The organism is Rhizobium acaciae, from assembly GCF_025941625.1.
Lineage (GTDB): Bacteria > Pseudomonadota > Alphaproteobacteria > Rhizobiales > Rhizobiaceae > Rhizobium > Rhizobium acaciae.
Genome location: NZ_JAPCZO010000038.1, coordinates 39,568 through 48,811, shown reverse-complemented (window position 1 = coordinate 48,811; position 9,244 = coordinate 39,568). Strand labels below are relative to the sequence as shown.

Annotated in this window: 8 protein-coding genes; 7 read left to right on the top strand and 1 reads right to left on the bottom strand. The window is 62.6% G+C overall.

Features of this window, described 5'->3' with window-relative positions:
* Positions 1–900, bottom strand: coding sequence for a GntR family transcriptional regulator (locus OLZ32_RS36430; RefSeq protein ID WP_264425258.1), 900 nt, complete (start codon positions 898–900; stop codon positions 1–3).
* A gap of 226 nt (positions 901–1,126) precedes the next feature.
* Between OLZ32_RS36430 and OLZ32_RS36425 the strand changes: the two genes are divergently transcribed.
* From OLZ32_RS36425 to OLZ32_RS36395, 7 genes are all read left to right on the top strand, one after another.
* Positions 1,127–2,629: a UxaA family hydrolase gene (locus OLZ32_RS36425; RefSeq protein ID WP_264425255.1), complete on the top strand. Its 1,503-nt coding sequence runs from the start codon at positions 1,127–1,129 to the stop codon at positions 2,627–2,629.
* A 95-nt stretch (positions 2,630–2,724) separates the two neighbouring features.
* Positions 2,725–3,744 (top strand): aldo/keto reductase, encoded by a 1,020-nt coding sequence (locus tag OLZ32_RS36420; protein ID WP_264425253.1) that lies wholly within the window; start codon positions 2,725–2,727, stop codon positions 3,742–3,744.
* 9 nt (positions 3,745–3,753) lie between these two features.
* Positions 3,754–4,200, top strand: a complete 447-nt coding sequence (locus OLZ32_RS36415) for an RbsD/FucU family protein (protein ID WP_264425250.1) — start codon at positions 3,754–3,756, stop codon at positions 4,198–4,200.
* A gap of 208 nt (positions 4,201–4,408) precedes the next feature.
* The gene (locus OLZ32_RS36410; RefSeq protein WP_003545133.1) at positions 4,409–5,398 is read left to right on the top strand and encodes an ABC transporter substrate-binding protein; all 990 of its coding nucleotides are present in this window, start codon (positions 4,409–4,411) and stop codon (positions 5,396–5,398) included.
* A 106-nt stretch (positions 5,399–5,504) separates the two neighbouring features.
* A complete protein-coding gene (locus OLZ32_RS36405) occupies positions 5,505–7,058 on the top strand; it encodes a sugar ABC transporter ATP-binding protein (RefSeq protein WP_264425247.1) in 1,554 nt (517 codons plus the stop codon).
* A gap of 27 nt (positions 7,059–7,085) precedes the next feature.
* Positions 7,086–8,060 carry an ABC transporter permease gene (locus tag OLZ32_RS36400; RefSeq protein WP_003545129.1) on the top strand — a complete coding sequence of 325 codons (975 nt, stop codon included), beginning with the start codon at positions 7,086–7,088 and terminating at the stop codon, positions 8,058–8,060.
* Positions 8,061–8,123: 63 nt separating this feature from the next.
* Positions 8,124–9,143 (top strand): zinc-binding alcohol dehydrogenase family protein, encoded by a 1,020-nt coding sequence (locus OLZ32_RS36395; RefSeq protein WP_264425245.1) that lies wholly within the window; start codon positions 8,124–8,126, stop codon positions 9,141–9,143.
* Positions 9,144–9,244 lie beyond the last annotated feature (101 nt).

Here is a 9,244-nt window from a genome sequence, read left to right as displayed (position 1 = left end):
TCAGGCGGTTTCGGTGGCGACCTGCGGCAGGGATTGCAGCAGGGTCTGGCGGGCGGAGTGAAGATGCGCGCGGCAGGCGGTTTCGATTGCCGCCTGGTCGCCGGATTCCAGCGCTGCGATATAATCCAGATGTTCATGGATGGCGCGCTCGTTGCGCTGGCGGGCGGCGGTCTTGTTCCACTGGTAGTGATAGTGAAAGACGATGGCGATGGCGTCGTAGAAATCGGCGATGAAGCGGTTTTTCGAGGCGCGGTGGATCAACAAGTGGAAGCGCTCGTCGAGGACGGAGAAATCCTTGAAGCGCTGGTTGATGTCGGCAAGCATGGCGTGATGTTCGTCGCGGATGGCGGCAAGATCGGCCCAGCTCTGATTATCCCTGGAAAGCCGGCCGAATTCGGCGGCGGAATGCAGCTCGAACATTTCGCGCACATCGGCAAGTTCGAGGGCGAATTCGCGGGTGAAGCCTTTGAGCGTCCAGTGGCTGTTCGGGCGCTTCTCGATGAGGCCGAAGCGGGAGAAGCGGATCAGGAATTCGCGCACGCTGGTCGTTCCGGTGCCGATCTCGCGGGCAAGCTCCAGCTCGTTGATCTGCATGCCGGGTGCTGCATCATCGGCAAGGATGCGCTGCATGAAGCTGCGCTCGATGATATCATGCAGGGAGTCGGTTTCTTCGGAGGGAAAGAGGTCGTGGTCGGTCGGCTGGCGCAGCACGATCTTCTGGCGCTTGTTCCAGCGGATGATGCCTTCTTCGCTGAGCCGCGTCAGGATGGCGCGCGCCGTCGAGCGGCTGACGCCGAGTTGGGCGGCGATCTCCGGTTCCGAGGGCAGCGCGGTATCCGTGCGCAGGGCTACGGCATACCTGTTATAGGCTTCCTTGAAGACCGTATTCTGCCTTGCCACCAGACCCCGCTTTCCGCCCTCGTGACCGTCGCCCCGCTTCAAAGCAGGACGGAGCGGACCGGGGCTTGTTCAAACGACCTTTAGCTTATTTCCGGTCGCCTGCGGCTCATTGCCTCCCTCGTCCACAGGATCAATATTCCCGTTGACTTGAAAATGTTTATTGTAGATAAAAAACAAAATCAATGCGCTTTCGCCGATGTAGCGAGCCTTTCCCAGGGAGAATAAATTGGACAAACTGCCTTGGATCATCCTTTCGGCCGGTGACAATGTCGCGGTCGCAACGGCGGCAATCGCGCCGGGTTCGACGGTTGCCGGCATTCAGACCCGCGAGAAGATCGACCCCGGCCACAAGGTGGCGATAGCGGATATTCCGCTCGGGTCACCCGTGGTGAAATACGGACAGGCGATCGGCCGCACGACGGCCGAGGTCAAGGCCGGCGACCATGTACACAGCCACAACCTGCATTTCGAAAACGACCGGCTGGCGGCGACCGCCAATTCGGCGCCGGAAACGGCCACAGCCGACGACGTCGGGCGCACCTTCATGGGCTATCGCCGTGCCGACGGGCGGGCCGCGACCCGCAACTATATCGGCATCATTGCCAGCGTGAACTGTTCCACCACGGTCTGCCGGGCGATCGCCGACGAGGCGAACCGGACGATCCTGCCGCATTATGAAGGCATCGACGGTTTCGTGCCGATCGTGCACGACCAGGGCTGCGGCATGAGCTCGACCGGCGACGGCATGAACGTGCTGCACCGGACGCTCGCCGGCTACACCAGACACGTGAATTTCGGCGGCGTGCTGATGATCGGCCTCGGCTGCGAGGTCAACCAGCTGACGCTTTACGGCCAGAGTGGTGCGGGCGCCTCGAAGCGGCATTTCAACATCCAGGATGCCGGCGGCTCGCGCCGCGCGGTGGAACGCGCAATGGGCATGCTGCGCGAAATTGCCGCCGATGTCGGCAAGGAAAAGCGCGTGCCGATGTCGATCGGCGAGATCATCATCGGCCTGCAATGCGGCGGCTCGGACGGCTTTTCCGGCATCACCGCCAATCCGGCGCTGGGTGTCGCGGCCGATCTGCTGGCCGCAGCCGGCGGCACGGCGATCCTGTCGGAGACTTCGGAAATCTATGGTGCGGAACATCTGCTGCGCAGCCGCGCCGTCAGCGACGAGGTGGCAAAGAAGCTCGACGACAAGATCGCCTGGTGGGAAGAGTACGTCGCCCTGCACGGCGCCTCTCTCGACAACAACCCCTCGCCCGGCAACAAGCGCGGCGGACTGACGACCATTCTTGAAAAGTCGCTCGGCGCGGTTGCCAAGGGCGGGCGTTCGCCGCTGACGGCGGTCTATGGTTATGCCGAGCGGGTCACGGCCCCCGGCCTCGTCTTCATGGACACGCCCGGCTACGACCCGGTCTCGGCGACCGGCCAGGTGGCGGGCGGGGCGAACATGATCGCCTTTACCACAGGCCGCGGCAGCTGCTTCGGTTGCCGGCCGGCGCCGTCACTGAAGCTTTCCAGCAATTCGGCGCTCTATGCCTCGATGGAAGAGGATATGGACATCGATTGCGGCACGATCGCCACGGGTGACGCGACGATCAGCGGCAAGGGCCGCGAGATCTTCGACCTCATCGTCGATACCGCCTCGGGCAAGAAGACCAAGAGCGAGCTCTTCGGCTACGGCGACAATGAATTCGTGCCCTGGCATCTCGGTGCGACGCTCTGACCTTTTGTTTTACGCAATCCCGGACGGAAAACCGCTTCACACTTTTCCTGGGATTGCTCCCTAGACCAAGCTCAAGTTCTTCGCAAGGAGGCATGATGAAGACGAGACGGATCGGCAAGACCAAGCTGGAGGTGACCGAAATCAGTTTCGGTGCAGCCGCTCTCGGCGGTCTCTACCGCGCCTGCCCGCGCGAGCAGGCAATGGACACGCTGCAGGCGGCCTGGGACAGCGGCATTCGCTATTTCGACGTGGCGCCCTGGTACGGGCTCGGCCTTGCCGAGCGGCGGGTCGGCGATTTCCTGCGCGACCAGCCGGATGGGTCCTACGTGCTGTCCACCAAGGTCGGCCGGCTGCTTCGGCCGGTGCCGACCGGCACGGTGCCTGATTACAGCTATGTCGACCCGCTCTCCTTCGATGCCGATTACGACTATTCCTATGACGGCATCATGCGCTCGGTCGAGTTCAGCTATGCCCGCCTCGGCCTCAACCGCATCGATATTCTCTATGTGCACGATCTCGGCGTCTACACGCATGGGGCGGCGAAAAACGCGGTCCATCAGAAGCAGTTTCTCGATTCCGGCGTGAAGGCGTTGGAGGAACTGAAGTCGTCTGGCGCCATCTCCGCCTTCGGCCTCGGCGTCAACGAGGTGCCGGTCTGCCTCGACGTCATGCGCCATTCCGATCTCGACTGCATCCTGATGGCCGGCCGCTACACGCTGCTCGACCGCTCGGCCGTCGCCGAACTGCTGCCGCTTTGCCGGCAGAAGGGCACGTCGCTCGTCGTCGGCGGCGTCTTCAACTCCGGCATCCTCGCCACCGGTCCGGTACCGGGTTCGCATTTCGACTATATGCCGGCTGATGACGAGGTGCTTGCCAAGGTCGGCGCGATGGAGGCGATCGCCAAACGCCACGGCGTACCGCTCGCTGCTCCCGCCCTGCAATTTCCGCTGCGTGAGGCGATCGTCGCCTCGGTGCTGATCGGCACGGCCAAGCCTTCGAGCCTCACGCGCAACATGGAGATCGTCGAGCCGCGGCTTGCCGACGAGATCTATGCCGAATTCGAACCCTATACGCTGGTCGCGCCGCCGCTCGGCGCCGAAGCCGTGCGAGTCTGAGGAGAGATTATGCTCAAGGGTATCCATCCGCTGCTCGGCCCCGACCTGCTCCATGCGCTGAAGACCATGGGACATGGCGACGACATCGTCATATCTGACGCCAATTTTCCCTCGGGCTCGATGGGGCCGCCTGTCATTCGCGCCGACGGCGTCAGCGCCACTGACATGGCCGAGGCTATCCTGACCCACATGCCGCTCGACACCTTCGTGCCGGAAGCGGTGTGGCGGATGGAAGTGGTCGGCGATCCCGATGCGATCCCGGAGGTCTGCGCCGAGTTCCAGCAGATCGTGACGCGCCGCGCCGGCGATTTCCGCGTGGTGCCGGTGGAGCGTTTTGCTTTCTACGCGATGGCGCGCAAGGCGACTTATATCGTCGCGACGACGGAATTCCGTCTGTACGGCAACCTGATTTTGAAAAAGGGCGTCGTCCATCCGCACGAAGTCGACATGGCCTGATCCCTATTTTAGGGTATCGTGGTATTGGAATAAAATCAGTTGCTTGGCAGGAGTTTACCAAAGCAAAAAAGCCGGTTTGGCGCTCTTGCAATTTGATTGCGCCTCGGCTAGCTTCACCTGGCAAATGTTTTTTATCGATAAAAATCGTCCGCCTGCGTTCAGCGGCCGATTTATTCGGAGGAGAACGCACCCTGAGAGGAGAACCCTTATGAGTTTCGTGAAATCCCTTCTGTCCCGCCGCGCCTTTACCGCGCTTGCAGGCGCCGCCGTTATCGCCACGGCGATGCCGGCACCGTCGTTTGCCGCCGACGTGACGATCCCGATCATCGTCAAGGACACGACGTCCTTCTACTGGCAGATCGTTCTGGCCGGCGCCCGCAAGGCCGGCCAGGATCTCGGCGTCAACGTACCGGAACTCGGCGCACAGGCCGAATCCGACGTCAACGGCCAGATCAGCATTCTGGAGAACGCCGTTGCCGGCAAGCCGGCGGCTGTCGTCATTTCGCCGACCGAATTCAAGGCGCTCGGCAAGCCGATCGATGAAGCGGCCAAGTCGGTTCCGATCATCGGCATCGACTCGGGCGCCGACTCCAAGGCGTTCAAGTCGTTCCTGACGACCGACAACGTTCAGGGCGGCCGCATCGCCGCCGATGGTCTGGCTGCCGCCATCAAGGGAATGTCGGGTAAGGAAGAGGGTGAAATCGTCATCCTCACCAACCTTCCGGGCGTCGGCTCGCTGGAACAGCGCCGCGAAGGCTTCCTGGATCAGGTGAAGACCAAATATCCGGGTCTTAAAGTCATCGCCGACAAGTACGGCGACGGGCAGGCAACGACCGGCCTCAACATGATGACCGACCTGATCACGGCAAACCCGAACCTCGTCGGCGTCTTCGCCTCGAACCTGATCCTGGCGCAGGGCGTTGGCCAGGCGATCGCCGAAAACAAGCTCGGCGACAAGATCAAGGTCATCGGCTTCGACAGCGACGACAAGACGGTCGGCTTCCTCAAGGACGGTGCGATCGCCGGCCTCGTCGTTCAGGACCCCTACCGCATGGGTTATGACGGCGTGAAGACCGCGCTTGCCGTCTCCAAGGGCGAGAAGGTCGAGGAGAATGTCGACACCGGCGCAAACCTCGTCACCAAGGCGAATATGGCCGATCCCAAGATCGACGCGCTGCTGAACCCGAAGATCAAGTAACAACGACAGACAGGCCGCGCCGGCTTCAAAAACCGGCGCGGCCTTTTCTATCCATGGTATGGTCACCAGGGGTGGAGAGCAGAGGCGACACAAGGAGGAGAGGTCCATGATCGGACTGGAAGAGGTCAGTCATCGCCATGATGACAGTGCGACGCTGAAAGAAGCCAATCGAATTCCCGCCGGATCGCCTATCCTCGAACTCAAGGGCCTGCAGAAGAATTACGGTCATGTGCAGGCGCTGAAGCCAGCGACGCTGACCTTTCTTGCCGGCGAAATCCACGCCATCGTCGGCGAAAACGGCGCCGGCAAATCCACCCTCATCAAATTGCTGACCGGCGTCATCACCCGCACGGGCGGCGAAGTGCTGTGGTGCGGCCAGCCGGTGGCGCTGGCGACGCCGAACGAGGCGATCGCACGCGGCATCAACGCCGTCCACCAGGAGGTCGTGCTCTGCCGGCACCTGACGGTCGCCGCCAATCTCTTCCTCGGCGACGAGGTCAACCGCTTCGGCCTGATGCGCAAGAAGCAGATGGAGAAGATGGCGCAGGCCGTGCTCGACGATCTCGGCTTCGGCCTGCCGGCCGGTGCGCTGCTAAGTTCACTGACGATCGGCCAGCAGCAGCTGGTGGCGACGGCGCGGGCAGCGATGCGCGGCACGCAGTTCCTGATCTTCGACGAACCGACGGCCTATCTGACGCGCCAGGAATCGGCGCAGCTCTTCAAGCTGATCCGCCGGCTGCAGGGCGAAGGCGTCACCATCGTCTATATCAGCCATCGCATGGAGGAAGTCTTCGAGCTTGCCGACCGTGTCTCGGTGCTGCGCGACGGCACGCATGTCGGGACCCGCCTGATCGGCGAGACCAACGACGCCGAGCTGATCGCGCTGATGATCAACCGCTCGATCGAACAGATCTACCACAAGGAAGAGATTGCGATCGGCGAGACGATCCTTGCCGTCAACGGCCTTTCCGGTCCGGGCTTCAATGACGTGTCGCTGAGCGTCAAGGCCGGGCAGATCGTCGGGCTCTATGGCCTGATCGGCGCCGGACGCAGCGAATTCGCGCTCGGGCTCTATGGCCGCCAGCCGACGACATCAGGCGATGTCCAGTGGATGGGCAAGCGTGTCGACATCCGCAACGAACGCACGGCGATGGAGCTCGGCATTGCGCTGGCGCCGGAAAGCCGCCGCGACCAGGGGCTTTGCCTCAACCAGTCGATCGGCCTCAACATCAACCTGCCGGTGTTCGGGCGGCTGAGCCACGGTCCGGTGATTAATCACACACGTGAATCGGCGAATGCCGACCAGCAGATCCGCAATCTCAGCATCAAGACGCCGAGCCGGCGCGTTCCGGCCTCCAGCATGTCGGGCGGCAACCAGCAGAAGATCGTCATCGGCAAGTGGCTGAGCCATGGCGCCCGGCTTTTCATCTTCGACGAGCCGACCGTCGGCGTCGACGTCGGCACCAAGGCGGAAATCTACCGGCTGTTCGCCAAGCTTCTGAAGGACGGCGCAGGCATCATCCTGATCTCCTCCTACCTGCCGGAGGTCTACGAGCTGGCCGACCGGCTGCACGTCTTCCGCGGCGGCAAAATCGTCGCGAGCCATGATTTCCACGCGGCGACGCATGAAGAAGTGCTCAGCGAAGCGATCGGCGTCTGAGCCAAAAGAATAAGAGGGAGAAAATTCATGACTGCCACCCCCACCGAAATCGTCGCGCCGCCGCCGCGCCGGAAAATGAACATCCTGTTCGGCTTGACGCTGATCGGCCTGCTGATCTTCCTCTGGATCGTGCTCGGCGTCGTCACCCCGAGCTTCTGGACGCCGCTCAACATCTCCAACCTGCTGCGTCAGGGCGCGATGACCGCGATCCTGGCGCTCGGCCAGACCTTCGTCATCATCACCGCCGGCATCGACCTTTCGGTCGGCGCCATCGTCGGCTTCTGCACCGTCATCATCGCCTGGCTGCTGCAGGCGGGCGTGCCGGTCTGGGGTGCGATCGCGCTGACGCTGCTCATGGGTGTGGCGATCGGCGCCTTCCATGGCTTCGGCATCGTGCATATGGGCCTGCCGCCGTTCATCATCACGCTGGCAACCCTGACTTCGCTGCGCGGCATTGGCCTCTTGATCACCAACGGTTCGACGATCAACATCACCAATGAGGGCTTCAGCAATTTCGCCCGCGCCGATCTGCTCAGTATTCCGAGCCTGTTCTGGATGGTCATCCTGGTGGCGGTCCCCTCCTTCATCTTCCTGCATCTGAGCCGTTGGGGCCGCTATCTCTTCGCGGTCGGTTCGAACGCCGAGGCGGCGCGCCTTTCCGGCGTCAACGTCAAGGGCATGATCTATCTTGCCTATATCCTGTCTGCCTCCTTCGCCGCCTTCGTCGGCGTGCTGCTCGCCTCGCGCATCGCGATCGGCAATGCGACGCAGGCCGACGGCTGGGAACTGCAGGCAATCGCCTCCTCGGTCATCGGCGGCACCAGCCTGTTCGGCGCGGTCGGCTCGGTGCACGGCCCGCTGATCGGCGCCTTCATTCTCGCCACCATCAACAACGGCGCGAACCTTCTGAACGTCAACTCCTTCTGGCAGCGCATCATTACCGGTCTGCTGATCATCGTGATCGTGTTCTTCGACCAGCTGCGCCGCCGCCGGAGCAATTGAGCGACAAGAGACAGCCGGCCTGAACATGCCGGCTTCTTCCATTCCAGGAATGTGAGACCCGTCATGAAAGCAGTTGTTTGCCGGGAGCCCGGCGTACTCGAGATCGTCGAGCGTCCTTCGCCAGCGGCTCCCGCCGCCGGCTGGGTGCGGCTTGCCGTCAGCCATGTCGGCATCTGCGGCACCGATTACCACATCTTCGAGGGCAAACATCCCTTCCTCGAATATCCGCGGGTGATGGGGCACGAGATCTCGGCAACGGTGCTGGAAGCGGGCGACGGGGTGACTATCGCGGTCGGCACGCCCGTTATCGTCAATCCCTATCTCTCCTGCGGGCAATGTATCGCCTGCCGCCAGGGCAAGCCGAATTGCTGCACCAATATCAAGGTGCTCGGCGTCCATACCGACGGCGCCTTCTGCGAGGAGATTTCGGTTCCGGCCGAGAACCTCTATGCCGCCAAAGGTGTAAGCCTCGAGGCGGCGGCGACCACCGAGTTCCTGGCGATCGGCGCCCATGCGGTGCGCCGATCAATGACCGGTGCCGGTGCACGGGCGCTCGTCATCGGCGCCGGGCCTATCGGGCTCGGGGCGGCGATCTTCTCGCGCATCGCAGGCCATGAGGTGACGCTGCTCGATACCAGCACCGAGCGGCTGCAGATGGCGTCCGAGCGTTTCGGCTTCACCTCCGGCATCGTTGCCAACGAGCAAACGGCTGACGCCGTTCGCGACAAAACCAACGGCGACGGTTTCGACGTGGTCTTCGACGCGACGGGTTACGGCCCTTCGATGGAAAAGGCCTTCTCCTTCGTTGCCCATGGCGGCGCACTGGTGCTGGTCAGCGTTGTCAAGGACGATATCCGCTTCTCCGATCCCGAATTCCACAAGCGCGAGATGATGGTGATCGGCAGCCGCAACGCCACCCGCGTCGATTTCGAGCATGTGGCGGATTCGATCGCCAAAGGGCTAGTGCCGGTGGACAAGCTCATCACCCACCGCACGACGCTTGCCGATGCGCCGCGCGATCTCGCGCGCTGGGCGCATGAGAAGAATGGGCTGATCAAGGCGGTGATCAGTATTGGTGGTTAGGGCGTTTCCAGCGAAAGCGTGACGTGATTTCCGTGCGCTTCGCGCCGGCGGCTGCCCCTCACCCTAACCTTGCCGGGGTCGAGCCACTGGTCTCGACCCGT

Bases quoted from the DNA above. Each gene is read 5' to 3' on its own strand.
- OLZ32_RS36420 (WP_264425253.1), top strand. From the start codon at position 2,725: ATGAAGACGAGACGGATCGGCAAGACCAAGCTGGAGGTGACCGAAATC.
- OLZ32_RS36415 (WP_264425250.1), top strand. From the start codon at position 3,754: ATGCTCAAGGGTATCCATCCGCTGCTCGGCCCCGACCTGCTCCATGCG.
- OLZ32_RS36410 (WP_003545133.1), top strand. From the start codon at position 4,409: ATGAGTTTCGTGAAATCCCTTCTGTCCCGCCGCGCCTTTACCGCGCTT.
- OLZ32_RS36405 (WP_264425247.1), top strand. From the start codon at position 5,505: ATGATCGGACTGGAAGAGGTCAGTCATCGCCATGATGACAGTGCGACG.
- OLZ32_RS36400 (WP_003545129.1), top strand. From the start codon at position 7,086: ATGACTGCCACCCCCACCGAAATCGTCGCGCCGCCGCCGCGCCGGAAA.
- OLZ32_RS36395 (WP_264425245.1), top strand. From the start codon at position 8,124: ATGAAAGCAGTTGTTTGCCGGGAGCCCGGCGTACTCGAGATCGTCGAG.